The organism is Bradyrhizobium sp. MV1.5 (assembly GCF_055807615.1).
The window spans coordinates 127914-151638 of sequence record NZ_JBVVPL010000002.1; the positions used below are offsets into that span (position 1 = coordinate 127914).

At 65.2% G+C, this 23725-nt stretch carries 21 protein-coding genes; 15 read left to right on the plus strand and 6 right to left on the minus strand.

The features are described from left to right. Window positions 1-217: 217 nt before the first annotated feature. From AC0L2J_RS02660 to AC0L2J_RS02675, 4 genes are all read right to left on the minus strand, one after another. Complete coding sequence (locus tag AC0L2J_RS02660) at window positions 218-3064, minus strand: beta strand repeat-containing protein (protein ID WP_473387029.1); 2847 nt, start codon at window positions 3062-3064, stop codon at window positions 218-220. A gap of 435 nt (window positions 3065-3499) precedes the next feature. Beyond that, window positions 3500-3994, minus strand: a complete 495-nt coding sequence (locus AC0L2J_RS02665) for a hypothetical protein (protein WP_473250758.1) — start codon at window positions 3992-3994, stop codon at window positions 3500-3502. A 166-nt stretch (window positions 3995-4160) separates the two neighbouring features. Further along, window positions 4161-4613: a DNA polymerase III subunit chi gene (locus AC0L2J_RS02670; RefSeq protein WP_007609353.1), complete on the minus strand. Its 453-nt coding sequence runs from the start codon at window positions 4611-4613 to the stop codon at window positions 4161-4163. Between the two features lie 6 nt (window positions 4614-4619). After that, the gene (locus AC0L2J_RS02675; RefSeq protein WP_473250760.1) at window positions 4620-6119 is read right to left on the minus strand and encodes a leucyl aminopeptidase; all 1500 of its coding nucleotides are present in this window, start codon (window positions 6117-6119) and stop codon (window positions 4620-4622) included. A gap of 339 nt (window positions 6120-6458) precedes the next feature. On the opposite strand from AC0L2J_RS02675, the gene lptF reads away from it, so the two are divergent. From lptF to AC0L2J_RS02725, 10 genes are all read left to right on the plus strand, one after another. Then, window positions 6459-7628 carry an LPS export ABC transporter permease LptF gene (gene lptF / locus AC0L2J_RS02680; RefSeq protein WP_473387032.1) on the plus strand — a complete coding sequence of 390 codons (1170 nt, stop codon included), beginning with the start codon at window positions 6459-6461 and terminating at the stop codon, window positions 7626-7628. Beyond that, window positions 7625-8722, plus strand: a complete 1098-nt coding sequence (gene lptG, locus AC0L2J_RS02685; protein ID WP_473387035.1) for an LPS export ABC transporter permease LptG — start codon at window positions 7625-7627, stop codon at window positions 8720-8722. Before lptF ends, lptG begins: the two co-directional genes overlap by 4 nt. Next, a complete protein-coding gene (locus tag AC0L2J_RS02690; RefSeq protein ID WP_473387038.1) occupies window positions 8722-11211 on the plus strand; it encodes an LPS-assembly protein LptD in 2490 nt (829 codons plus the stop codon). Before lptG ends, AC0L2J_RS02690 begins: the two co-directional genes overlap by 1 nt. A 69-nt stretch (window positions 11212-11280) precedes the next feature. After that, a complete protein-coding gene (locus tag AC0L2J_RS02695; protein ID WP_473387040.1) occupies window positions 11281-12207 on the plus strand; it encodes a peptidylprolyl isomerase in 927 nt (308 codons plus the stop codon). After that, the gene (gene pdxA / locus AC0L2J_RS02700; RefSeq protein ID WP_473250762.1) at window positions 12207-13223 is read left to right on the plus strand and encodes a 4-hydroxythreonine-4-phosphate dehydrogenase PdxA; all 1017 of its coding nucleotides are present in this window, start codon (window positions 12207-12209) and stop codon (window positions 13221-13223) included. The genes AC0L2J_RS02695 and pdxA overlap by 1 nt, the downstream gene beginning before the upstream one ends. Continuing rightward, window positions 13220-14080, plus strand: coding sequence for a 16S rRNA (adenine(1518)-N(6)/adenine(1519)-N(6))-dimethyltransferase RsmA (gene rsmA, locus AC0L2J_RS02705; RefSeq protein WP_473387042.1), 861 nt, complete (start codon window positions 13220-13222; stop codon window positions 14078-14080). The genes pdxA and rsmA overlap by 4 nt, the downstream gene beginning before the upstream one ends. Before the next feature lie 16 nt (window positions 14081-14096). Continuing rightward, window positions 14097-15155 (plus strand): alcohol dehydrogenase, encoded by a 1059-nt coding sequence (locus AC0L2J_RS02710; protein WP_473387044.1) that lies wholly within the window; start codon window positions 14097-14099, stop codon window positions 15153-15155. A 138-nt stretch (window positions 15156-15293) separates the two neighbouring features. Next, a complete protein-coding gene (locus AC0L2J_RS02715) occupies window positions 15294-15473 on the plus strand; it encodes a Flp family type IVb pilin (RefSeq protein WP_473387046.1) in 180 nt (59 codons plus the stop codon). 73 nt (window positions 15474-15546) lie between these two features. Further along, window positions 15547-15783, plus strand: a complete 237-nt coding sequence (locus tag AC0L2J_RS02720; RefSeq protein ID WP_007609339.1) for a hypothetical protein — start codon at window positions 15547-15549, stop codon at window positions 15781-15783. Between the two features lie 368 nt (window positions 15784-16151). Next, the gene (locus AC0L2J_RS02725; protein WP_007609338.1) at window positions 16152-16868 is read left to right on the plus strand and encodes a Crp/Fnr family transcriptional regulator; all 717 of its coding nucleotides are present in this window, start codon (window positions 16152-16154) and stop codon (window positions 16866-16868) included. Between the two features lie 20 nt (window positions 16869-16888). Here the strand turns inward: AC0L2J_RS02725 and AC0L2J_RS02730 are convergent, their stop codons facing one another. After that, window positions 16889-17626 carry a Crp/Fnr family transcriptional regulator gene (locus AC0L2J_RS02730; protein WP_473387048.1) on the minus strand — a complete coding sequence of 246 codons (738 nt, stop codon included), beginning with the start codon at window positions 17624-17626 and terminating at the stop codon, window positions 16889-16891. Window positions 17627-17797: 171 nt separating this feature from the next. Here AC0L2J_RS02730 and AC0L2J_RS02735 point away from each other — a divergent pair, with 171 nt between their 5' ends. The 5 genes from AC0L2J_RS02735 to AC0L2J_RS02755 all read left to right on the plus strand — a co-directional run bounded on the left by AC0L2J_RS02735 (window position 17798) and on the right by AC0L2J_RS02755 (window position 23133). Beyond that, window positions 17798-18037 (plus strand): hypothetical protein, encoded by a 240-nt coding sequence (locus AC0L2J_RS02735; protein WP_473387051.1) that lies wholly within the window; start codon window positions 17798-17800, stop codon window positions 18035-18037. A gap of 17 nt (window positions 18038-18054) precedes the next feature. Next, a complete protein-coding gene (locus AC0L2J_RS02740) occupies window positions 18055-18756 on the plus strand; it encodes a Crp/Fnr family transcriptional regulator (RefSeq protein WP_063992701.1) in 702 nt (233 codons plus the stop codon). Between the two features lie 1146 nt (window positions 18757-19902). After that, entirely contained in the window at window positions 19903-21249 is a 1347-nt protein-coding gene (locus tag AC0L2J_RS02745; RefSeq protein ID WP_063992702.1) for a caspase family protein, read from the plus strand. A gap of 30 nt (window positions 21250-21279) precedes the next feature. Further along, a complete protein-coding gene (locus tag AC0L2J_RS02750; RefSeq protein WP_063992703.1) occupies window positions 21280-21780 on the plus strand; it encodes a hypothetical protein in 501 nt (166 codons plus the stop codon). A 150-nt stretch (window positions 21781-21930) separates the two neighbouring features. After that, a complete protein-coding gene (locus tag AC0L2J_RS02755) occupies window positions 21931-23133 on the plus strand; it encodes a hypothetical protein (protein ID WP_473387054.1) in 1203 nt (400 codons plus the stop codon). Here the strand turns inward: AC0L2J_RS02755 and gmk are convergent. After that, window positions 23066-23725 carry a guanylate kinase gene (gene gmk, locus AC0L2J_RS02760; RefSeq protein WP_456764662.1) on the minus strand — a complete coding sequence of 220 codons (660 nt, stop codon included), beginning with the start codon at window positions 23723-23725 and terminating at the stop codon, window positions 23066-23068. The genes AC0L2J_RS02755 and gmk overlap by 68 nt on opposite strands.

Sequence of the window (23725 nt, forward strand, 5' to 3'; positions counted from 1 at the left end):
CAGCAGCGCTCTATCCGTTCCCTCCCCTCTTGTGGGGGAGGGACAGGGAGGGGGGTGCCCCACGGGGATTCTTTCCGTCGTTCGGTCGCTAACACCGCATCTTCAACCATCGGCACCTTTTCCTGGGCTACCCCTCTCCCTAACCCTCCCCCACAAGGGGGGAGGGAACGCACCTCCGTCGGAGCACTAGTGAGGCTCATCCCATCAGGCCTTACTGTCAGGCGTGCTGCGGCGGTGCGAGCACCTGGCTCTGCGTCGCGTGCGGATCGGGCAGCGGCATCTCGCCGTTCCCGTCACCTGCTGGAACGAAGCTGGCCGCCATGGCCTGGTTGAGCAGCATCGCAGCCGCAAACGCTCCGCCCTGGATGACGACGTTGTTGCCGGTGCCGCCGTCCAGGATGTCGAGACCGCCGCCGCCGATCAGCACGTCATCACCCGCACCACCCGCCAGCGTGTCGTTGCCGGGGCCGCCGATCAGCACGTCGTCGCCGTTGCCGCCGTTGGCGACGAGCTGGATGCCGCCCTGCAGGCCGGAAGCCGTGATGACGTCGTCGCCATCGAGGCCGTTGATGACGATCCTGTCGCCCGCGCCGGCGTTGGTGATGTTGATGTCCTGGCCAAGGCCCGACACCGTGATGATGCCATCGTGCTCGGTCACCGTGATGACGTCGTTGCCGCCGGTTGCGTTGATGGTCACGGTATCCGCGGCGCCGTCATTGGCGCCAAGATCGAGGTCGACCTGGCTGACGCCGGTGCCGGAGAGGTCGCCGACGGTAATGTTGTCGGCACCGCCGAGCGCATTGAACTCGACATGTTCGACCCCGTTCAGGTCCATCGCAATGGCGGCAACATCTCGCGTGAACAGCACCCGGCCGCCATTGGCCGAGATGTTGATGGTCTCGCTGATATTGGCGCCGTTGAATGCCAGCGTGTCGGTGCCCTTCCCGCCTTCGACGGTATCGCTGCCGTCGCCGGGGTTCCAGACGAAGGTGTCGTCGCCCGCACCGAGATTGGCGAAATCGTTGCCGCGTCCCCCGTTCACCAAGTCATTGCCGGCACTGCCGGTGATGGTGTCGTTGCCGTCGCCGCCGTTGATGTTGAGGATGAACGACTGTCCCGCCTTGATGGAAGACGCATCGATGACGTCATTGCCTTGTCCGCCGTTGATGCCGAGTACATCACCGGCGTCCGCGTGTGCAATCGTCACCTGCGCAGCGAGGCCGTTGACCACGATCGATCCGCCGGAGGTCACGACCGATATGTTGTCGTCACCGGTCGTGCCGTTCACGGTCACGCGGTCCGCCGCTCCATCGCCGCTCTGGCTGCCGGGGCCGGCACTGAGGTCGATGGCAACCTGCGTGATTCCAGTCCCGGTCAGATCGTTGACGGTGATGTTGTCGGCATCGCCTGCTGCCGCGATCTGCACGTGCTCGACGCCAGCGAGGTCCATGACGATAGCGCCGACGTCACGGGTAAGTAGCGCACGGCTTCCGTTCGCCGAGACGGACATGTTCTCAGCCACGTTGGCGCCGTTGAACACCAGCGTATCGGTTCCCGCGCCGCCTTCGACAACGTCGCTGCCGTCACCGGGATTCCACGTGAAGATGTCGTCGCCCGCGCCGAGAAGCGCGACGTCATTGCCGCGGCCGCCGATGACCTTGTCGTTGCCGTCGCCGCCGATCAGGGTGTCGGCTCCCTGGCTGCCGGTGATGGTGTCGTTGCCCGCACCGCCGTCGATGGTCAGCCCGATCACCGCGCCGAGCGTAGATGCATCGATCACGTCGTTGCCGCCGAGCGCCTGCACGATCAGCCGGTCGTTGCCGGCCTCTGCATTTGCGATCGTCACGAGCTCCGGCAGCCCCGTGACCGTGACCGTTGTGCCCGTGGCCGTGACATCGATGTGCTGATTGCCGTTGCTGCCGTTGACGGTCACCGTATCAGCTGCGCCGTCGCCCTGCGTCCCTCCCGGAACGGCTCCGAGATCGACCAGCACCTGCTTGACGCCGGTCCCGGTGAGGTCGCCGACGGTGATGTTATCCGCCCCGCCCCGCGCATCGAATTCGATCTGCTCTACGCTGTTGAGATCCATCGTGATGTTGGCAACATCGCGGGTGAAGCGCACCCGGCCGCCATTGGCCGAGATGTCGATGGTCTCGTTGATGTTGGCGCCATTGAAATGCAGCTTGTCGCTGCCCGATCCGCCTTCGACCGTGTCGCTGCCGTCACCGGGATTCCAGATGAAAGTGTCGTCGCCACTCCCGAGCTGGGCGACGTCGTTGCCGCGTCCGCCATTGACGATGTCGTCCCCGCTGCCGCCGATGATGAGGTCGTTGCCGTCGCCGCCGATGATCCTGTCGTTGCCGGCGCCGCCATCGAGCGTCAGCGAGATCAGGGTGCCGAGCCCGTTGCCCGCGGTGATGACATCGTCGCCGCCGCCACCGTGCAAGACCAGATTTTCCGTCGTGCCGATGTCCAGCGAGAACGGCGCCGCGCCCGTCCCGTCGAGCCGCACACGGGTGCCGTTCGCCGTGATCGTGAACGTCTCGGCGGCGTCGCTTCCGTTGACCTGAGCCGTATCGTTGCCCTCACCACCCTCGAACAGGTTGGTGCCGCCGCCGGGATTCCAAATCATGACATCGTCGCCGGCCTCGCCGAACAGCTGGTTGTCGCCGCTGCCGCCGTCGAGGACATCGTTACCCGCTCCGCCGAACAGCAGATCATTGCCGCCGCCGCCCTTGATCAAATCGTTGCCGGCCTGACCAAACAGGAGGTCGGCTCCCGAGCCGCCCGTGATCCTGTCATTGCCGTCGCCACCGAAGATGTGCACCGCCGGCATCGGGCCGTGGCATTCGTCGACGCTGATCGTGTCGTCACCGCCTTGACCGAAGATGTCGATCGCGGTGGTGTTGTCGACGGTGGGTTCGCCACCAACCGTTTTCACGTGCCCGTTATTGACCAGGATGCGGCCGGACTTGTCGCGACTTATCACGAGGCCGTTATTCGCGCTGTCGCCAAAAATGGTGAGCTGCCCCGTAACCGGGGAAAACACAGAGGTAATGGACATCCAAATGATCCTTCCGACCTAGCCCCTCCCCTCGGTGCGTAGCATTCGCGCACATGACATTCTTGAACCGTTGCTTGAGACGCGCGTGATTATTCTGGAGATTTCCTCCAGTTTTGCTTCGGGGCAGTTTTCGAAAGCGGATGCGAAGGCTCTCTCATCACGAATCGCGTGATCACGGATCACGCGTAACGCCCCCGTGATTTTCAACGCGCGCGGAAGAACGCGGCTCGAGGCAATGAAGGCGCTTTGGCGAAGGTCGGCATCCGCGATGTCGAAACTCGCGAACAAGATCGCCGGCGAGCGCGAACGGAGAGATCACGGTTCACGCCCGCCCATCGCAATCAATGGATGCAAAATCGCTTGAGGTTGGGGGCAAGCATACGCGGCCGATTGCAGCGACAGCTGCAACCAGCATCAGGGCAAAAGGCCAACCCGTTACGCCGCCGACTTCTTCTTCGGCTTCGGCTTGGTCGCCTTCGGCATGACCGGAGCTTCCGGCGTGCCCTCGATCGAGGACAGGCGACCGGCCGTGAAGGTGTAGATGCCGGCGCGCGGACCGGTCGTCCAGGTCACGACCGCAACGCGCCTGCCGGCGGCATCACCGGAGAGGTTGACGCTCGAGGGCGCGCCGATGCCGCGCACCACATCGCATTCGGTGTGGCCGAGCGCGACGGTGCCGCCCATGGGAGCCGGCGCGGTCGTCGACGCATTCGCATCAGCCGGCCCGGGCGGCGGCGCCATGCCAGCACAAGCCCCGTCGGCACTGACCAGATCCTCGGCCCCAACCGGCTTGTCGGGGGTCAGCGGCGGCGACTCGATCGAGATGCTTTTGATGAACAGGCGGCTGGGCGTGTTGAACCACTGGGCATCCCTGGACAACAGATCGGTCCCGCCCGAACAGCCCGCGACCAGCGGGGCTACGGCCGCCAACGCAACTATGAGCGAGCTGGGAAGCTTTTGATGTCGCACGATAAACTAAATTCCCCGAGTGAAGGATCGGCCCTAAGCAATTGTACCAACACCACTTTGCGGCACGAAGGTGACAAAAGCCATCATCCCCCGAAAAGTGCAAATTATCATTAATTGCGAGCGACCGCTAACTCCGCTTCTGCCACCGGCCCCGCTCGTCGGCCTGCCAATAGGTGACATCAAATCCCCGCGCCTTGCAATCCGTCCAGGCGCTCCGGGCAAACGCAAGCGCGTCCGGATCGTCCCCGTCGAACAGCAGCACCATGCGCTCATAGCCCTGGGCGTCCTGCGGCAGCGCAGCGTTGTCGACGAGGAAGCGGACATTGGCACCGTTCGGATTGTCCTCCTCGACCGCAAGCACGATCGGCTGATCGGCGGCGTCGCTCACCCGCCATGTCGCGTGGGGCAGGAAGGAATCGTCGCGATAGGTCCACAAATGGGCGTCGAGCGCATCGGCGCGCTCCGGCGAAGTCGACTGCACCACGACGCGCCAGCCGCGCTCGAGCGATTTCTCGAGAAGCGGCGGCAACACGTTCTCCACCGTCATGTTTTGCAGATGGTAGAACAGGACTTCAGTCATCTCGGGTCATTTGCGTTCGTAATGGTCGGCGACCAGACGGTCGAGCAAGCGAACGCCATAGCCGCTTCCCCAGCTCTGGTTGATGTCGGTCTTCGGCGCCCCCATGGCGGTGCCGGCGATGTCGAGATGCGCCCAGGGCGTGCCGTCCACGAAGCGCTGGAGGAACTGCGCCGCGGTGATCGAGCCGCCATGGCGGCCGCCGGTGTTCTTCATGTCGGCGAACTGGGAATCGATCAGCTTGTCGTATTCAGGGCCAAGCGGCAGGCGCCAGACCTTCTCGCCGCTCTCGATGCCGGCCGCCAGCAGCCGCTCGGCAAGCTCGTCATTGTTGGAAAACATGCCGGCATGCTCGGTGCCGAGCGCGACCACGATGGCGCCGGTCAACGTCGCCAGATCCACCATGAATTTCGGCTTGGTTTTCTTGGCGACGTACCAGAGCACATCGGCAAGCACCAGGCGGCCTTCCGCGTCGGTGTTGATGATCTCGATGGTCTGGCCCGACATCGAGGTGACGATGTCGCCAGGGCGCTGCGCGTTGCCGTCCGGCATGTTCTCGACGAGGCCGATGGCACCGACGACGTTGACCTTGGCCTTGCGTGCTGCGAGCGCATGCATCAGGCCGACGACGCAGGCCGCGCCTCCCATGTCGCCCTTCATGTCCTCCATGCTGCCGGCCGGCTTGATCGAAATGCCGCCGGTGTCGAAGCAGACGCCCTTGCCGACGAAGGCAACCGGCGCCTCACCTTTCTTGCCGCCGTCCCAACGCATGATCACGGTGCGGCTCGGCCGCGCCGAGCCCTGGCCGACGCCGAGCAGCGCGCCCATGCCGAGCTTGTCCATCGCCTTGACGTCGAGCACCTCGATCTTGACGCCGAGTTTGCGGAGCAGGCCTGCGCGGCGCGCGAACTCCTCGGGAAAAAGCACGTTCGGCGGCTCGTTGACGAGGTCGCGCGCAATGATCACGCCGTCGACGATCGCGGCTGCCGATGCAAACGCCTTCTTCGCGGCCACGACATCGCCGACAGCAAACGAGACGTCGGCGCGCGAGCCGCCCTCCTCGCCGTCCTTCTTCTTGGTCTTGTAGCGGTCGAACTTGTAGGTGCGCAGCCGCAGGCCCGAGGCGATCGCGACCGCCTGCTCGCTGGTCATGGCGCCATTGGGCAGTTCCGCCATGATGGTCATGGCCGCCGCGCCGGCCGGAAGCTTGCTCGCCGCCACGCCGCCGAATTTGAGGAAGTCGTTAGCCTTCAGGCCGGCCGCCTTGCCGGCGCCGATCACGATCAGGCGGGTGGCCTTCACGCCCTCCGGCGCAAGGATGTCGAGCGCAGCGCCGCTCTTGCCCTTGAAGGCGGCGGCGGTGGCCGCCCGCTTCACGAGTTCGGTGGCCCCACCGAGCGCCTTGGCGGTCGCCGGGCCGAGCTTCAGAGCGTCGTCGCAGAACACGACCATGATGCCACGGACGGCGGCAGACAAGGGAACGAAGCCGACCTTGATGGCATCGGACATGAGTAACTCCTCAAAAAGACAGGGCTTTTTACCGATCGGCGGCCCCGGCCACCGGCCGGAGCTGAACGGCGATTCACTGAGCGTGCCGCACTATGGGCCACCGGCCCGGCAGATGCCAAGCACCCCCGTGGCCGAGGGGCCACAACGAGGGAAATATTAACCATATATTGAGGGTGCCACGGGGCAGCCATTTTGTTGACGGATCAAAGGGATGGTACTGAGAGAGTAAGCCGGCGGATGAGATGGTTGGCCGACCTTGGGGATCCCCTTGCGGGGATTGGTTGGACAGCCGGAATTCCGGCCGGCATTGGGGACTTGGTGGGATTCGTGCGGTAGCGCATGGGGTCAATCGATAGGTATATCTTCCGCACGACGCTCGCGTCGTTTGCGCTGGTCCTGGTCAGCCTCACGGGCGTGATCTGGATTACGCAGGCGTTGCGCGGCATCGACCTGATGACGAGCCAGGGTCAGACCATCCTGACCTTCCTCGGCATCACCAGCCTCGTCGTGCCCGCGCTGGTCCTGATCATCTCGCCGATCGCACTGATGATCGCGATCTCGCATACGCTGAACAAGCTCGCGACCGATTCCGAGATCATCGTGATGAATGCCGCCGGCTTCTCGCCGTTCCGGCTGTTCTATCCGTTCTTCTACGCCACCTGCGTCGTGGCGCTGCTGGTCGCCTTCATCGCGGCCTATCTCGCTCCCGACGGCATGCGGCGGATCAAGCAGTGGGACGCCGAGATCACCGCCGACGTGCTCACCAACATCCTGCAGCCCGGCCGCTTCGCCCAGCTCGACAAGAACCTGACGATCCGGATTCGCGAACGCCAGCCCGGCGGCATTCTCGCCGGCATCTTCATCGACGACCGCCGCGATCCGAACGAGCGGGTCTCGATCGTCGCCGAGCACGGCGAAGTCGTGAAGAACGACAACGGATCGTTCCTGGTGCTCGAGACCGGCAATCTCCAGCGCTTCGAGGCCGGCAAGCGCGATCCCGCGCTGGTGGCGTTCGGCCGCTACGGCTTCGACATGTCGAAGTTCTCGGGCCAGGGCCGCGACGTCACCCTCGGAATCCGCGAGCGTTATCTCTGGGAGCTGCTCTCGCCGTCCGAGGACGATCCCGTCTACAAGCAGATCCCCGGCCAGTTCCGCTCGGCCCTGCATGACAGCCTGTTGGCGCCGATCTATCCCTTCGCCTTTGCCGTGCTGACCTTCGCGTTTCTGGGTGCGCCTCGCACCACGCGCCAAAGCCGCAACTTCTCGATCGGCTCATCGATCCTCGCCGTGTTCGGCCTGCGCATGGCCGGCTTCGCCTGCTCGGTGATGGCGGTGAAATCGCCGGGCGCGGTGCTGGTCCAATATGCGATGGTCATTGGCGCCATCGGCATCGGGCTGGCGATCATCATTGGCGGCCTTGTGGTCGAACCGCCGCCGCGCCTCCTGGAGGCCATCAACAGGTCGAACGCGCGCATCGCGCGGCTGTTCGGACGGCCGGCCACCGCATGAGCATGCTCACCAACACACTCGGGCGCTACTTCGCCGGCCGCTTCGTGGTCGCGGCGCTCGGCGTGTTCGCCGGCATTTTCCTGTTGCTGGTGCTGGTCGATTACATCGAGATGGTGCGCAAGACTTCGGGCCTCGCATCCGCCTCCGCGGTCATGGTGGCCGAGACCTCGCTGTTCCGCGTGCCGCAGCTGCTGGAGAAGCTGACGCCGTTCTGCATGCTGATCGGCGCCATGACCTGCTATCTCGCCCTCTCCCGCCGGCTCGAGCTCGTGGTCGCGCGCGCCGCCGGTGTCTCCGCATGGCAATTCATCTCGCCGGCGCTCGGCAGCGCGCTCCTGATCGGCGTGATCGCCACCGTCGCCTACAATCCGATGTCGGCCAATCTGCGCGAACTCTCCAAGCGCATGGAAGCCGAGCTGTTCGGCTCGGCGCCGGGCGGCGGCATTCAGGACGCCTCGGGCTTCTGGCTCAACCAGAAGACCAGCGACGGCGAGACGATCATCAATGCGGCGCGCAGCGAGCAGCAGGGTATCCGGCTCACCGGACTCACGCTGTTCCGGTTTGACACAGAGCAGCACTTCAAGGAGCGGGTCGAGGCGCGCGAGGCGACGCTTGAGGCCGGCCGTTGGCTGTTCAAGGGCGTCCGCCGCTTCTCGCTGGATTCGCCGCCGGTCGATCAGGCCAGCCTGGAGATTCCGACGACGCTGACCGAGGCGCAGGTCCGCAACAGCTTTTCCACACCCGAGACTGTGTCCTTTTGGCAACTACCGAGCTACATCCGCTCGTCCGAAAGCTCGGGCTTCGCGACAGCCGGATACCGACTCCAGTATCAGAAGCTCCTGGCGCAGCCGTTTTTGCTAGCTGCAATGGTGATGCTCGCGGCCTCCGTGTCGTTGCGCTTCTTCCGGATGGGCGGCGTGCAGAGGATGGTTTTGAGTGGCGTGGGCGCAGGCTTTCTGCTCTACGTTCTGTCGAAAGTGACTGAAGATTTGAGCAAGGCTGAGTTGATGCATCCGATCGCTGCGGCGTGGTTGCCCGTGGTGGTGGGCGGCCTCACCGGCTTTTTGGCCTTGCTGTATCAGGAGGACGGATAGTGACGGCCGTCCACCGAGGGCCCGTGTCTCGTTTGACGCGGCGCACACTGGTGCGCGCGAACGGGTGTGGCTTGTCCATTCGCAGGTTCCTGCTTGCTGTCGCCGCCGTGGCATCGTTCGGTGGCCTGATGGACGTCGCCGCCGTGGCACCGGCCTCCGCCCAGAGCTTCACCTACAATCCGCTGCCGCCACGTGCGAAGCCGCCGAAGGCCGTCAACGACAACCAGATGCTGGTTCAGGCGACCGAGGTCGACTACGACTACAACAATTCGCGCGTCTCCGCGGTCGGTAACGTCCAGCTGTTCTACAACGGCACCAGCGTCGAGGCCGACAAGGTCATCTACGACCAGAAGACCAAGCGGCTCCATGCCGAAGGCAACATCCGCATGACGGATGCCGACGGCAAGATCACCTATGCCGAGATCCTGGATCTTTCCGACGACTACCGTGACGGCTTCGTCGATTCGCTGCGCGTCGACACGGCCGACCAGACCCGCATGGCGGCGAGCCGCTCCGATCGCTCCAGCGGCAACTACACGGTGTTCGAGAACGGCGTCTACACGGCCTGCGCGCCGTGCAAGGACGATCCGAAGAAGCCGCCGCTGTGGCAGGTCAAGGGTGCGCGCATCATCCACGACCAGCAGGAGAAGATGCTGTATTTCGAAACGGCGCAGCTCGAATTCTTCGGCGTGCCGATCGCCTATATGCCCTATTTCTCGACGCCCGACCCGACGGTGAAGCGCAAGACCGGCTTCCTGATGCCGGGCTTCACGTCGAACACGCCGTTCGGCTACGGCGTCGAGGTTCCGTTCTACTGGGCGATCGCGCCCGACATGGACGCGACTTTCAACCCGCGCATCACGTCCAAGCAGGGCGTGCTGTTCCAGGCCGAATTCCGCCAGCGCCTGATGGACGGCGCCTATCAGATCCGCGTCTACGGCATCGACCAGCTCGACCGCAGCGCGCTCGCCGGCCAGCCCGGCGACAAGCAGTTCCGCGGCGCCGTCGACACCAAGGGGCAGTTCGCGCTGAACGACAAATGGGTCTGGGGTTGGGACGGCGTCCTGATGTCCGACTACTATTTCTTCTCGGACTATCGGTTGTCGCAATATCGCGATCCGCTCGGCTCGTTCCTGTATCTGCCGACGGATGCGCTCTCGCAGCTTTACCTGACCGGTGTCGGCAATCGCAGCTTCTTCGACGCGCGCACGATGTACTGGCTGAGTTACTCGGGCAACCAGAGCCAGGTGCCGGTCGTCTACCCCGTGATCGACTATTCGAACGTGCTGAACTATCCGGTTTTTGGCGGCGAGTTCAGCTACAAGACCAATTTCGTGAACCTGTCGCGTGACACCGCCGTGTTCGATCCGATCACGACGCTCGCCAACACCAACAGCCTGTGCACGACGGCGTCGGCCGATCCGCTCGCGCGCACGCCGTCGCAGTGCCTGCTGCGCGGCTTCCCGGGCACCTACACCCGCCTGACGGCCGAAGCGCAGTGGCGCAAGTCCTTCACCGATCCGTTCGGTGAAATCTGGACGCCGTTCGCCATTCTCCGCGCCGATGCGATCAACTCCTCGGTCTCCAACCAGCCGGGCGTGTCGAACTATCTTCCTGTCGGCGACACCCAGGCGTTCCGCCTGATGCCGACCGTGGGGCTCGAATACCGCTACCCCTTCATCAACGTTCAGCCATGGGGTTCGACCACCATCGAGCCGATCGCGCAGATCATCATTCGGCCGAACGAGACCTATGCCGGCAAGCTCCCGAACGAGGACGCGCAGAGCATGGTGTTCGACGCCTCGAACCTGTTCAGCGTCGACAAGTTCTCCGGCTACGACCGCGTCGAGGGCGGCGGCCGCGCCAATGTCGGCGTGCAGTCCACCACGCAGTTCGACAAGGGTGGCGCCGTCAAGGTGCTGTTCGGCCAGTCCTACCAGCTGTTCGGCATGAACTCCTTCGCGGTCCAGGACTCCATCAACACCGGCGTGGATTCCGGTCTGCAGAGGCCGCGCTCCGACTATGTGGCGAGCGCTGCCTATTCGCCCAACAGCACCTATACGTTCAGCGTTCGCTCGCGCATGGACGAGCAGACATGGAACATCCAGCGCTTCGAGGCGGAAGGCCGCGCCAACTTCAACCGCTGGTCCGTCAGCATGCTGTACGGCAATTACGCCGCACAGCCGGAACTCGGCTATCTGACCCGCCGCGAGGGCATCCTGACGTCGGGCTCGATCAAGGTCGCGGCCAATTGGGTGGTCACGGGCTCGGCGCGCTGGGACCTGGAAGCCAACAAGATCAACCAGTATGTGCTCGGTGCCGGCTACGTCGACGATTGTTTTGTGCTCGGCTTGAACTATGTAACTGCGTATAGCTATTCCGCGGGCTCGACGCCGCCCGTGCTGAACCACGCGATCATGTTCCAGATCGGCCTGCGCACGCTGGCGAACACGGCGACGACCAGCAGTTCCGGCGGCGGCCTCCAGTGAACGGTTTGAAGGTGCCGGCCGCGTGTTCCCGATCGCAGGTTCACCGCGGCTGACATGCGAGCGACAAATATGATGATCCCATTGCCTGTCTTCCGCCTCTTCCTCGTCCTCGGCGCCCTGCTCCTGGCCGGCACGCCGTCGCGCGCGCAGAACATCGTCGTGATGGTCAACGGCGATCCCATCACCGACTTCGACATCGAGCAGCGCTCCAAGCTCGACCAGCTGACGACGCAGAAGACACCGGCCCGTCAGGAGGTCATCAACACGCTGATCGACGAGCGGGTGAAGCTAAAGGAAGGCAAGAAATACGGTGTCGACCCCGGCGTCTCCGACATCAACCAGTCCTATGAGGGCATGGCGCAGCGCATGCGCATCTCGCCGGACCAGCTCACCAAGTCGCTCGAGGTCAAGGGCGTCCGCCCCGAAACCCTGAAGAGCCGCATGAAGGCCGAGATGGTCTGGACCAGCCTCGTGCGCGGCCGCTTCAAGGAGAAGCTGTTGGTCGGCGAGAAGGACGTCGCGCAGGCCGTCCAGGCCCAGACCGGCGACAAGCTGCAGATCGAGGGCACCGAATACAAGATGCAGCCGATCGTGCTGATCGTGCCGCGCGGCTCCTCGCAGGCGTTCCTGGAGACGCGGCATAAGGAAGCCGAGCAATATCGCTCGCGCATCGGAAGCTGCGAAGAAGCCAATTCGTTGTTCCGCTCGACGCCGAACGCCACCATCCGCGACATCGTTACCAAGACCACCGCGGAATTGCCCGAGGCGCTGCGCAAGGTCCTCGACGACACGCCGATCGGCCACCTGACCGCGCCCGAGATGACCAAGGCGGGCATCGAGATGGTGGTGCTGTGCTCGCGCAAGCCGACCATGATCGACACGCCGAAGAAGCGCGAGGTCCGCGAGAAGATGTATCAGGAGAAGTACGAGAAGACCCAGAAGACCTATCTCGAGGAGCTCCGCAAGGCGGCGATGATCGAGTATCGCAACCGCTGATGGCCCAGCAGCCTGCCAAGCCTCTCGCCCTGACGCTGGGAGAACCTGCCGGCATCGGCCCCGACATCACAATCGCAGCCTGGCTCAAGCGCCGCGAACTGGACCTGCCCGCCTTTTATCTGCTCGGCGACGAGGCGCTGATCGCCCGCCGCGCCAAGGCGCTCGGCGCCGACGTCAGGATCGCTTCGGTAAGCGCCGGCGAGGCCGAGGCCGCCTTCCCCGAGGCCTTGCCAGTGGTTGCGACCGGCGAGCACGCAAGCGCCGAGCCCGGCAAGCCCGACGCATCGAGCGCGCCCGCCGCCCTTGCCTCGATCCGCCAGGCGGTCACTGATGTCCGCGAGGGCCGCGCCGGCGCCGTCGTCACCAATCCGATCGCCAAGAGCGTGCTCTATCGCGCCGGTTTCCGCCATCCCGGTCATACCGAATTCCTCGCCGAGCTCGCCGCGGAAGACGGCCGCGCGCCGCAGCCGGTGATGATGCTGTGGTCGCCGCGGCTCGCCGTCGTGCCCGTGACCATCCACGTCTCCTTGCGCGATGCACTGGCCCAGCTCACCAGCGAGCTGATCGTCTCGACCGTGCGCATCGTCGCGACCGAACTCAAATCCCGCTTCGGCATCGCGAATCCGCGCATCGCGATTTCCGGCCTCAATCCGCATGCGGGTGAGGACGGCTCGCTCGGCCACGAGGAGCAGACCGTGATCACGCCGGCGATCAAGACGTTGCGCAGCGGCGGCATCGAGGCGAAGGGACCGCTCCCCGCCGACACCATGTTCCACGAAGCCGCGCGAAACAGCTATGACTGCGCCGTCTGCATGTACCACGACCAGGCGCTGATCCCGATCAAGACGGTCGCCTTCGACGACGCGGTCAACGTCACGCTCGGCCTGCCCTTCATCCGCACCTCACCCGACCACGGCACCGCCTTCGACATCGCCGGCACGGGCAAGGCCAATCCGGCAAGCCTGATCGCCGCGTTGAGGCTCGCGAGCCGGATGGCGGCTGCGAAAACCCGATGAGCGCGATCGACGACCTCCCGCCGCTTCGCGAGGTCATTCGCCAGCACGCTTTGTCGGCGCGCAAATCGCTCGGCCAGAACTTCCTCCTCGACCTCAATCTCACCGCGCGCATCGCGCGTGCGGCGGCTCCGCTCGAGGACTCCACCATCATCGAGATCGGCCCCGGCCCGGGCGGGCTGACGCGCGCCCTGCTCGCGCTCGGCGCCAGACGCGTCATCGCCATCGAGCATGACGAGCGCGCGATCCCTGCCTTGCAGGATATTTCCGCGCGCTATCCCGGCCGTCTCGAGATCGTGCATGGCGACGCCATGACCTTCGACCCGCGCCCGCTGCTATCAGGCGAAAGAGCAAAGATCGTCGCCAACCTGCCCTACAACATCGCGACCCACCTTCTTGTCGGCTGGCTCACCACCGAGCCCTGGCCGCCCTGGTACGACATGATGGTCCTGATGTTCCAGCGCGAGGTCGGCGAGCGCATCGTGGCGCGCGAGGACGAGGAGGCCTTCGGCCGGCTCGGCGTGCTCGCCAACTGGCGCTGCGAGACCAAGATCCTGTTCGACATCGCGCCGTCCGCCTTCGTGCCGCCGCCGAAGGTTACGTCTTCCGTTGTGCGATTGATCCCGCGCGAAACGCCTCTCGCCTGCGATCGCAAGCTGCTCGAACAGGTCGCCGCCGCCGCCTTCGGCCAGCGCCGCAAGATGCTGCGGCAAAGCCTGAAGGCGCTCGGTGCCGATCCCGCGCGGCTCGCCGCAGCTGCCGGCGTCGATGCGACGCGGCGCGCCGAAACCGTTCCGATTTCCGGCTTTGTTGCCATGGCCCGTGAATTGGCCAATATACGCAGCGAAACAGAGAAATAATTTCGGAGGAAGAAATATGGCGTTGATGCGTCGGCAGTCCCTGGTCAAGTTCGATGCCCCGTTGTGCGAGACCATCGTCGACACGCCGAAGCCGCAAGGTCGAGAGGTGCTGGTGCGCATCGAGCGCTGCGGCCTCTGCCATTCCGATCTGCACATCCAGGACGGCTACGCCGATCTCGGCGGCGGCAAGAAGCTCGACACCACGCGCGGCATGACGCTGCCCTTCACGCTCGGCCACGAGATCGCGGGCGTGGTCGACGAAGTCGGTCCCGACGTATTCGCCGGTCTCGTCGGCAGCAAGAAGGCGGTGTTTCCGTGGATCGGTTGCGGCCAGTGTCGCGACTGCGCCAATGGCGACGAGAACCTCTGCGCCAGGCAGCGCTTTCTCGGCGTCTCCATCGACGGCGGCTTCGCCACCCACGTGCTGGTGCCCGACGCGAAATATCTGCTCGACTACGATCCCCTGCCCGTCAACCAGGCCGCGACGCTGATGTGCTCCGGCGTCACCGCCTATGGCGCGCTCAAGCGCCTGGTCGATCGTCCACGCCAGCGCAATCTCCTGCTGATCGGCCTCGGCGGCGTCGGCATGATGGGCCTTTCCTTTGCGGCGGCCATGTTCAAGCAGCCGATCACGGTCGCCGACCTCAGCGGTGCCGCGCGCGAAACCGCGCTGAAGAACGGCGCGGCGGCGGCCTACGATCCGGCCGAGCCCGATGTGATCAAGCGCATCCTCAAGGAAACCGATGGCGGCTTCGACGAGATCGTCGATTTCGCCGGCAACGAGAAATCCATGGCTTTTGCGGTCGCGGTCGCCGCGCGCGGCGGCAAGATCGTGGTCTCCGGCCTGATGGGTGGTCAGTTCACGTTGCCGATGGTGCAATGGGTCTACAAGCGCATGACCGTCGAGGGCTTCATGGTCGGCACGCTCACCGAGGCCCACGAGCTGATGGCACTCGCCCGCGCCGGCAAGATCAAGCCGACGCCGATGCGCGAGGAGCCGATGGGCGACGTCCAGACCTGGATCGAGGAGCTTCGCGCCGGCAGGGTCGTTGGCCGCATCGTGCTCAAGAATTAGCATGCGCGAGAAGCAGGAGCCGGCGGGGGCGGCATCTCGCCGCCGGCTTCATCATCGCGATTAGCTCGAAAATGACGAGGCCGGTGTTCCAAATTAGGGAACCCGATCTCTGCAGATTATGGTCGTGCCAGCTCTCTTTTGGAATTCTGGCAACGCCATGCAGACCATCCGCCGCTTCCTCGCCGACAATCCGGCGCCACCGCGATCGAGTACGGCCTGATCGCCGCCGGCATTGCGCTCGCGATCATCGCCGTCGTCAACAACCTCGGCGCGACGCTGAACAAGAAGTTCACCTCAATCAGCAGCTCGCTGAAGTAACGCGGGCACGCGCGCTAATTCACGGCATTCGTCTGTCCCGCGGAACGGCAACGGCCGCGCCGCGTTGGCAGCCATGTCCATTCGCTGCACCGTCGAGAACGCATTCTTCATCGCCTGGAGCTTCCTGGAGCAGAGCGGAGAGCTCGGCTCTCCGGACGAGACGGCGAACGTCCTGCTCGACGCCATTGAGGCCCAGCTCAGGACCGGTGAACGCCGGCAACTTATGCTCGCCAACAGGGCGATCGATGCCTATCGCGCCCACGCGGAAAAAAGCCGGCCCGCGCACGATTGCGAAGCACGCTTCGGGTGACGAACTTTGGGAGATGATCATCCGCGCCGCCCTCGGGCCCGCCGGCCCGGCGGCGTTTGAGGTATAGGCCGGCGGTCCGTCGGGTAGAGCGCGCACGGGGTCGGCGCTCCGCGACGAGGACGCTATGCCGATCCGCGCCCCTGCTGTGTGCACTCCTGCACAGAGCTCGTGAAGTTGAAGGCCGACGGGTTCGGCTGCGCCATTTGCCTCGCGTGCCATGTGCCTCGCCAACACTTTCCGGAATTCCGCAAGCCGGAGGCCACTTTTTCAACGGCTGAAAAACGCCTTGTGTGCACTTTGGAACCGTCGGCTCCGTCACGGAAACGTAGGGTTCTGGCCGGTGCCGATTCCCGGCCAGAGCAAGACATGTGACCGGTCGGCCCCAGAACGATCTTCTCCAGCGGCTCAGCCGCCCGGATTTCGAACTGCTCGCGCCGCACCTCCAGCCGGTCGAACTCGAAGCGAGCCACATCCTGTATCACGCCGGCGACGAGGTGGCGGCGGTCCATTTTCCCTGCCGCTCCACGCTCGTGTCCTTCGCCGTGCCGGTCGAGGACGATCGCGAGGTCGAAAGCCTGCTGGTCGGGCGCGAGGGCGCGGTGGGCATTGCCGCCGGCCGCAGCGTCTCGCTGGCCTATTCGCGCATCGTGGTGAAGCTGGGCGGGACCCTGGTGCGGCTGCCGCTGCGCGCGCTCGAGCAGGCCCAGCAGAGGTCGGTCACGCTCCAGCAGGTGCTCTCGCGCTATGGCGACTGTCAGTTCGCGCAGCTGCTCCAGACCGCAGCCTGCAATGCCGCACATTCGATCGAGCAGCGCGCCGCCAAGTGGATCATCTCCGCGCAGCAGCACGTCGGCGGCCCCGAGATCCCCCTCACCCACGAGCAGCTTGCCGGCATGCTCGGCGTGTCCCGCAGCTATGCCAGCCGCGTCATCCAGATGTTCAAGGCGAGGCGGATCCTCGCGACGCGCCGTGGCGCCATCCTGATCCTTGACGCGCCGGCGCTCGAAGCCAGAGCCTGCTCCTGCAACGACTGGGTGAAGAAGCACTTTGATGAGGTGATGGGACGCACGGCCGCGGACGGTTAGCCTTGGTTAGCCTTGCGGTCTCAAGCATGCGGAGGCGATTGGCGCTTCAAATGCAGATAGGTCGGACTGAAGCCTCCGAGCCGCTGCAGTTCGCGCCATTTCAGGACGATCAGCTCGCCCTCGCGCATGTCCATGGTCCCGCTCCGCCTGAGGTCGGCGAGCGTCCGGTTCACGGTCGCGATCGCCATGCCCAGGGTTGCGCCGAGCTGTGCGAGGCTGAGCGGCAGGCGGCAGCGATTGCCGCGGACGAGTTGCGCAGCCCGGGCGCGGTAGAACAGCTCGCAGAACAGGTGTGCCATGCGCGTGTGCATCGGCCGCGCGCTATTATTGGTGATGGCCTCGCGAAAGATCGCGGCATCGAGCAGAGTCTCGCGCCAGACCGACAGTGCGAAGGTCGGCCGTCGCCGGAAGGCAATGAACAATTCGCGATGCGGGAAGAACGCCACCGAAGCGGGTCCGAGCGCGCAGAGGCCATGGTCCATCTGGTCGATGAACAGTCCCTGTGAGTCCGGCAGGTCTCCAGACAAATGGAACGCGAGATATTGCCGCCGGCCGCTGTCGAGCAAATGGTAGCGCGCGACCATGCCGGAGACGACCAGCGCCGAATGCTCGGGTTCGTCACCCTGACGGATGAAATCCTCGTTCGGAGCGAACTCGCGCTGAACGAAGGTCAGCCCGCGAATTTCCGCGACATCCTCCTGTGCGAGTGCGGTGTGCTCGCTCAGGTTCCGGATCAGCACGTCATGCGCTTTTTCCATGTGTCCCGTTCCATGTGCCCCGCCAAAAATCCTGCCGGTTCGATCAAATGATACATCTGGCCCGTATCCAGCGGACTAGAACGCTGGTCGGAAGCACAGGTTGCTACCGGTTTGCGACGGTACAGGGTCGCGGCCCCCGTCCCTCGATCGCACACTGCGCCCGCCCTTCGCATGAGCCCTACGACGATCCTGAAACGCATTCGCCACCTGTTCGCATCGGATTCGGGCGAGCACCTGGACAGTATCCGCGCGGCTATCCTGCATGGCACGTTGAAGGAGCCGGCGCGGCCAATGTCGGATCAGGAGCTTGCGCGCGCCATCCGCGAGTTCCAGGCGGTTCCCGTCTCCAACTGGACCATCGCAAAACTCTCACGACGCCTGCTCGAGCCGGCCATGCCGCGTGACGACTGAAACACCTCTTCCTCTCCATGCCACACCCGAAGTTCATCGCACATCTCCAGGCGATTGAAGGCCTCTCCGAAGACGAACGCCGCCAGATCGCGGGTCTGCCGTCCACGCTGCGCCAGGTATCGGACGGCGAGATCGTGCTGCGCCAGGGTGAAGATGCCTCCAGATGCGTTTTCGTCGTCAGCGGCTTCCTCTACCAGGCGCGCATCGTCGGCGATCGCAGCCAGATCCTCGCCTTCCACGTTCCCGGCGACATGCCATGCCTGCACACGCTGCTGGTCTCGCCGATGGATGCGGACCTCGTCGGTCTCGGACCCTCCATCGTCGGCTACGTCGCACACAGCCAACTCAAGCAGCTGCTTGACGGCTCGATTCACCTGACCCGCGCGTTCTGGCGCGAGACGCTGATCGACGCGGCGATCTCGCGACAATGGATCGCGCGCCTCGGCGCACAGGCGGCGCTGCCGAAGGTGGCGCATCTGATCTGCGAGCTCGCCGCAAGACTGGAGGTCGTGGGCCTCGTCAAGAACCGCTGCTTCCAGACGCCGATGACGCAGCGGCATGTCGCCGATGCCTGCGGATTGTCGATCGTCCACGTCAATCGCACCATCCAGGAGCTGAGAGGGCGCCGATTGATTGCCTGGGAGGGAAGCGAGATCGAGCTGTTGCAACCCGACGAGCTTCGCGCGCTCGCGGATTTCACCCCGGATTATTTGACGTGAGCGATACGGGCAACTCGGGCGGCGCGGCGGCGCTCCAACGAGCAAGCCCAGTCGGCCTGCGTCCGGGACACGAGATGGAAGGTTAGCGCACGCCGTCTCCACGGATTCATTGCGGGCGCAGCGAAGCAATCCAGACTGCCGCCGCGGGAAGATTCTGGATTGCTTCGCTGCGCTCGCAATGACGAGGAGGCCGTAGGCCTGCCCCAAGCCCTCTCGCCGCACCAGGCCTGCACCCGCGAAGCGTCGGGCAAAACACCTCGTCAAGCCCTCCCCATAAAAACATTTTGCTTTTCCGAATTTCGGATTTGTGGCATACAGCGCGCATCCTGGCCCTGCCAAAGGGGCGTTCGCGACCGTCACGACATGCGGGCCGGGTGGCGGTGGACGCGGCAGCGACGGCGCGGGCGGCGTGATGACAGGGCGGGCAACCGTGAGTCCTCACGCGACGCGTACGACACGGCGCTGGAGAGCGGGCTTGTCGATCATCGAGGGTGAGCACACGCAAGCCCCTGACGATTTTGGCGGGACCGTCCGCGGACGGAGAAGTCGTGTGGTCCTGACGCCCGGGGTCTGTGCGTCAAGCCTCGCGGTGATGTGGCGGCCCAACCGGGCGCGCGCATCAGCGATCGGCGGGGCGACGGGGGCAATAGTGCATCGCTCCCCGAGGAGAGCACGAAGGACACCGTTAAAACCATCCGCGCAGGGAAGGCCGGGCGATCGGCCACCCTATCGGTCCACCCCGTGTGCACTCCTGTAGCGCACGGACCAACGGGTGCCGCCGGCGCCCGGCCTTCCCTGCGCCCTTTGGCCTCCATTGGGCGATCAACGGCAGCAAGGCTCGGGCAGAATCTGTCGCGGGAACGCGCGGCCGCGTTCGCAATCTGGATTGAGCGCCCCTTCTATTTCACCGTCACCCTGAGGTGCCGGAGCGTAGCGGAGGCCTCGGAGGGCGACGGCCCGGCTGCCGGCTCGGCCGTTCATCCTTCGAGGCTCTCCACACGTCGCATTGCGACGCATGGCTCGCGCCTCAGGATGACGGGATCGGCAGCAAGCGCTCGAGCCGCCTGCGCCGCTGCCTGCCGTCGCACCACTTTTCGCCGGCGCGCCGGACTGTTAGACTGACACCATTATTTTTGGGGAATTTTGATGCGCGCGAGGATTTTCAATCGCGTCCCGGGGCTGGCGACGCTGGTCGCAGCCCTGCTCGTCGTCGCCACGTACCCGGCATCGGCCGAGAAGCGCGTTGCGCTCGTTGTCGGTAACTCCGCCTACAAGAACATCACGCCGCTCGACAATCCGTCCAAGGACGCGAGCCTGATGGCGGAGACGCTTGGCCTGCTCGGCTTCACGCTGGTCGGAGGCCGCGCCCAGCTCGATCTCGACAAGGGCGCGATGGACCTGGCGGTGCAGAGCTTTGGCCGGCAGGTGCAGGGCGCCGACGTCGCGCTGTTCTATTATGCCGGCCACGGCGTGCAGGTCTCGGGCGCCAACTATCTCGTGCCGGTCGGCGCCAATCCGACGCGCGAGGCCGACGTCGACTTCCAGATGACCGACGTCAACCTCGTGCTGCGCCAGATGCAGGGATCGGGCACGCGGCTCAACCTCGTGATCCTGGACGCCTGCCGCAACAACCCCTTCGGCTCGCGCGGCCTGCGCGCTTCCGATGGCGGCCTCGCGCAGATGCGCGCGCCCGAGGGCACGCTGATCTCCTACGCAACGCAACCCGGCAATGTCGCCCAGGACGGCAGCGACGGCCACAGCCCCTACACCAAGGCATTGGCCGCGACGGTCCGGACCGCGGGCCTCGACGTATTCCAGACTTTCAATCAGGTCGGCCTCGCGGTGAAGCGCGCCACCTCCGGCGCGCAGCAGCCCTGGGTGTCGTCCTCCCCGATCGACGGCACCTTCTATTTCGTAGCCCCGACGCAAACCGCGCCGCCGCAGGTCGCAGCGATGCAGCCTGATCCGCTGCCGGCGGATCGGTTGCGCGCCGATCCGGACCGCGTCCCTTTGCGCGATGCCGCCCTGCTGAGCGAACTCAGCGAGCGGCTCTACGAGCTCAATTTCGATCCTGACAGCCCTGATGGACTGACCCGCGCGATCACAAAACTCCAGCAGCGGATTTCCATGGCGCCGACGGGCGAAGCCACCGAAGGCCTGCTGCTGCGGATGCGCAAGATGGAGGACCTGAAGCCATGGGGCTCGATCGTCTACGGGCCCGACGGCGGCAAATGGGGCATCTCCTGGAACCACGCCTCGCGGCGCGCGGCGGTAGCGGATGCGCGCGGCAATTGCGCCGGCGCCAAATGTCCGTTCGAGCTGTCCTTCTATGGCAACCGCTGCGGCGCGTTCGCGATCTCCGACAAATCCTGGTCGCTGGTCCAGCGCGACAGCGTGCAGCGCGCGAAAGACGCCGCGCTTGACGAATGCGGCAAGGCTGGCAAAGCTTGCCGCATTATCGGTTCCGTCTGTGCCGACGGCTCCGGCCGCTGATACGATTTTTCATTTTTTGGATTTTTGCTCATGCGCAATGCCGTCATCCCTGTAATTGCCTTGGCCTTATTCCTGTCCGTCACCCTCGCTCCACCGTCCGCCGTTGCGCAGTCCGGCAGCGCCGGCGGCTCGATCGGCAATGACGAGAAGTCGCTGTCCGGCTCGCGATCGGACCGTTCCGCCGAGCCGGCGCCCTCGGCGCGTCGCAGCAAGCCGGCAGAGGAGCCGCGCAGTTCCTCACGGCGCGGTGGTGGAGGCGGTGGTGGCGGTGGCGGGAGTTTCGACGGCGCCTGGATGGTCGTCAGCGTCGGCTGCGGTGGCACCACGTCCGGCGCGGTCGTGGTGTCCTCAGGCAAGGTCATAGGCCAAGGCGTCACGGGTACCGTCAGCGCGAGCGGCGCGGTCAGCACGTTCGGTCAAGGCGATGGCGTGACCTTCACCGGGTCCGGCCGCCTCGCTGCCCGCAGCGGCTCCGGATCCTTCCGCCGCTCGGACGGCTGCGGCGGAACCTGGACTTCGACCAAGCAATAGCAGCGAAAAAGTCTGATTCCGCGGCGGAACGAACGCCGCGCAGGCCCGATTCAGGCCACATCCTCTCCGGATTTGCGGCTCATTGCCACCCAAGTCTTTGACGACAAAGGGAAGGTAACGAGTTGCGTCATGCGTAATCGGGAGACCAGGATGGGCAACCGCACCGCAAAATTCTTATCCGCCCTTGTGGGCAGCATCATCGCCGGCGCGCCACTCGCCGCCGTGTCGCAGAATGCACCAACGGCACCGAGCACGGCAACTGCCGCGAGCGACTGCCTTGGCTCGCCAAAGGGCGCCGCGCCGCAGGGCCAGCATTGGCATTATCGCCTCGAGCGCGCGACCAAGCGGCAGTGCTGGTATCTGCGCGCCGAAGGCGGCAAGGCCACTCAAACCGCACAGGCTGCGCCCGACACGCCTGCAGCGGATTCAGCCGTGCCGCAGCAGCACTCGGTCCAGGACGCGCGCGCCGAATATCTGACGCCGCCGAGCATCGCCACGGTGAAGACGCCTGCACAGGCGGGACCGGCGCCGATGCAACAAGCTGCGAGCCCCGCCGCCGACGCCAACGCGCAGCAGCCCGACGTCGCCGGGCGCTGGCCCGACGCCTCCGCGGCGTCCGCCGCGCCCACAGAGCAGCCGTCGCCTGTACCTGTCGCGGCCGCCGCGCAGCCGACCGCGAAGCCGGCGAAGTCCCCTGCTCCGATGGCTCTGGCCGCGGCAGACAGCACCGCCGACAAGCAGACCGGCTCGCTCCAGATGCTGCTGCTCGTGATCGGCGGTGCGCTGGCGCTTGCCGGCATCCTCGCCAGCGTCATCTACCGCTTCGCCGGTGGACGCATCCGCGTCCGGGCCGCCGACCAGCGCCGCATCAACTGGAACAATTTTGAGCCGCACGATCACGACAATGGCCGTGCACCCTGGCTCAACGCAGCGCCCGCCGACGCGCCGCACGCTTTGCAGCCGCGCCCGGTCGATTTCGATGCCGTGCGTCCGCAGGGAGCCCAGCTCAAGACCGCACAGCTCGCCGCGATTGATCGCGAGATTGATGTGATCGACGAGCGCGCACCGCAAGCCCACCAAGATACCGCAGAGCTCGACGATGCCCACATCTTCAACGGAGAATTCCAGATCGAGGCCGCACCGCAGCTCGCGGCCAACGACCTCAACGACGAAGAGCCGGCCGGCCGCGATGATGATGCGGGAGTCGAGGACGCCATCGACATCGACGTGATCACGACGATGCTGGAACGGCTCGCGAAGGACGGGCCGAGGCTGACGCAGCCTACTAGCCTTGAAGCTGACCTTGCAGACCTCGCACGAAGCCCACGAGGCCGGTCTGCCGCTCGCGCTTGAGGCGTTCGGCCTTCAGGATCGACTGCACTTCGGCGAAGGCTTCGTCGACGTCGTGGTTGATGACGATGTAGTCGTACTCGGCCCAGTGGCTCATCTCGTGGCTGGCACGGCTCATTCGCTTGCGGATCACCTCGTCGGAATCCTGCGCGCGCGAATGCAGCCGCTTCTCGAGATCGGCGGCCGAGGGCGGCAGGATGAACACGCTGACGACGTCGGCGCGTGCTTTCTCTCGAAGCTGCTGCGTGCCCTGCCAGTCGATGTCGAACAGCACGTCCTGCCCAGCTGACAGCGCCGCCTCAACCGGCGCACGCGGCGTGCCGTAGCTGTTGTCGAACACGGTCGCCCATTCCAGCAGCTGGTCGGCCTTCACCATCGCCTCGAAGGTGGCCTTGTCGACGAACGAATAATCCCTGCCGTCGACCTCGCCCGGCCGCATCGCCCGCGTGGTCGCCGACACCGACATTCGGAGGCCGGGCATGCGGTCGATCAACATGCGCGACAGCGTCGTCTTGCCCGCGCCCGACGGCGAGGACAGCACGAACATCAATCCGCGCCGCTCGACACCGTCAGTTCCGTGACCGCCAATCGTCAT

Coding starts and splice junctions, on each gene's coding strand:
- AC0L2J_RS02740 (WP_063992701.1), top strand. CDS start 18,055: ATGCCACACCCGAAGTTCATCGCACATCTCCAGGCGATTGAAGGCCTC.
- gmk (WP_456764662.1), bottom strand. CDS start 23,725: ATGACGATTGGCGGTCACGGAACTGACGGTGTCGAGCGGCGCGGATTG.
- AC0L2J_RS02710 (WP_473387044.1), top strand. CDS start 14,097: ATGGCGTTGATGCGTCGGCAGTCCCTGGTCAAGTTCGATGCCCCGTTG.
- AC0L2J_RS02750 (WP_063992703.1), top strand. CDS start 21,280: ATGCGCAATGCCGTCATCCCTGTAATTGCCTTGGCCTTATTCCTGTCC.
- AC0L2J_RS02720 (WP_007609339.1), top strand. CDS start 15,547: ATGTCCATTCGCTGCACCGTCGAGAACGCATTCTTCATCGCCTGGAGC.
- AC0L2J_RS02755 (WP_473387054.1), top strand. CDS start 21,931: ATGGGCAACCGCACCGCAAAATTCTTATCCGCCCTTGTGGGCAGCATC.
- AC0L2J_RS02745 (WP_063992702.1), top strand. CDS start 19,903: ATGCGCGCGAGGATTTTCAATCGCGTCCCGGGGCTGGCGACGCTGGTC.
- AC0L2J_RS02695 (WP_473387040.1), top strand. CDS start 11,281: ATGATGATCCCATTGCCTGTCTTCCGCCTCTTCCTCGTCCTCGGCGCC.
- lptF (WP_473387032.1), top strand. CDS start 6,459: ATGGGGTCAATCGATAGGTATATCTTCCGCACGACGCTCGCGTCGTTT.
- AC0L2J_RS02660 (WP_473387029.1), bottom strand. CDS start 3,064: ATGTCCATTACCTCTGTGTTTTCCCCGGTTACGGGGCAGCTCACCATT.
- rsmA (WP_473387042.1), top strand. CDS start 13,220: ATGAGCGCGATCGACGACCTCCCGCCGCTTCGCGAGGTCATTCGCCAG.
- AC0L2J_RS02730 (WP_473387048.1), bottom strand. CDS start 17,626: ATGGAAAAAGCGCATGACGTGCTGATCCGGAACCTGAGCGAGCACACC.
- pdxA (WP_473250762.1), top strand. CDS start 12,207: ATGGCCCAGCAGCCTGCCAAGCCTCTCGCCCTGACGCTGGGAGAACCT.
- AC0L2J_RS02735 (WP_473387051.1), top strand. CDS start 17,798: ATGAGCCCTACGACGATCCTGAAACGCATTCGCCACCTGTTCGCATCG.
- AC0L2J_RS02675 (WP_473250760.1), bottom strand. CDS start 6,119: ATGTCCGATGCCATCAAGGTCGGCTTCGTTCCCTTGTCTGCCGCCGTC.
- lptG (WP_473387035.1), top strand. CDS start 7,625: ATGAGCATGCTCACCAACACACTCGGGCGCTACTTCGCCGGCCGCTTC.
- AC0L2J_RS02670 (WP_007609353.1), bottom strand. CDS start 4,613: ATGACTGAAGTCCTGTTCTACCATCTGCAAAACATGACGGTGGAGAAC.